Annotated in this window: 1 protein-coding gene; it reads right to left on the bottom strand. The window is 69.1% G+C overall.

Annotation, left to right across the window (positions count from 1 at the left end):
- Positions 1-254: 254 nt before the first annotated feature.
- Entirely contained in the window at positions 255-1,100 is an 846-nt protein-coding gene (locus tag ETD85_RS62400) for a peptidoglycan-binding domain-containing protein (protein WP_206059659.1), read from the bottom strand.
- Positions 1,101-1,139: the final 39 nt, after the last annotated feature.

Here is a 1,139-nt window from a genome sequence, read left to right as displayed (position 1 = left end):
GATCCCTGGTTGTCGCTGTTGAAGTAGTAGCAGAACTCGCCGGTATCGCAGACACCGTCGCGGCTTGCGGCCGAGGCCGGCGCCGCGGTGGCGAGAACCGCCCCGCCGAGCGCCATCGCGGCGGTCGTCGCGGTGATGATCCTGGTGAGCGTTCTCATGCTGTTCTCCTTATGACTGCAGAGTCTGGGACTTCTGGCACTTCTGGTACTTCTGGCACTCGGAATGGTCTGCGGCGCCTGGGGGCTCGGGACGGGTCAGCGGCGCTGGTACTCCTCCCAGGTGCGGATGGTCACCTTCGGGCCGTCGTCCGGGCCCCGGCCGGCCAGCCCGTTCAGGCCGAGGTAGTAGTCACCGATCTGGTGCTGGGCCTGGCCGGCGAGGTCCGTGTCGCTGATGGCGGTGGCGTGGATGTGCCACGGCCAGTCGTCCTGCTGGGGGTTGCGCAGCCAGGCGGCGAAGCCGACGAGGCGCAGCGCGCGGACGACCGAGGTGCGGGTGGCGGCGTTCATCCCCTTCACCGAGATGTCCACGACGCCGCCCCCGTCGTGAGTGCCCGCCGAGGTGGGGTCGCCGCCCGGGTTGTACGACCCCTGATCCAGCTTGAAGTCGCGGCCGAGCAGCCGCTTGGCCTCCGCCAGCATGTTTCGCGTGCGGGTGTTGACGACGAAACCGCCGGTGGACACCCGGGCACCCGGGCTGATGACGTCGGTGACCTTGAAGCGGCCGGCACCGAGCTTGGTGAGCGACGTCTTGCCCGGCAGGCCGTTGGCGTCGAGACCGGTCAGGCCGAGCGACTTCTGGTAGTTCGCGTAGGCGGTGACCGTTGTGCTGCCGAAGTAGCCGTCCACCCACTTCGCCTCAAGGAAGCGCTGGTCACGCAGCGCCTGCTCGACGAGGAGCACGCTGGCCTTGGCACCGGGGGTGAGCGTGTTGTCAGGCCGCCGCGGGTCGATCTGGGCCGCCTTGACGGTGGCTTCCATGTTCACGCTCGGAAGGGCCCTGGCGTCGGCCGCCTGTGCCGCCGGCGCCCCGGACACTTCAGCCAGCGAAGCGAACAGGACGCCCGCCATGAGGGCAGCGGCGCATGAGGGCAACTTCATCGGTACTCCTGGTTCAGGGGCTGGGGGCGATTCCGGGGT

It is taken from the genome of Nonomuraea zeae (genome assembly GCF_005889725.1).
GTDB classification, from domain to species: domain Bacteria; phylum Actinomycetota; class Actinomycetes; order Streptosporangiales; family Streptosporangiaceae; genus Nonomuraea; species Nonomuraea zeae.
Note: the sequence above shows the minus strand (reverse complement) of the source record. Positions and strands in the feature narration are given on the sequence as shown.

Bases quoted from the DNA above. Each gene is read 5' to 3' on its own strand.
- ETD85_RS62400 (WP_206059659.1), bottom strand. From the start codon at position 1,100: ATGAAGTTGCCCTCATGCGCCGCTGCCCTCATGGCGGGCGTCCTGTTC.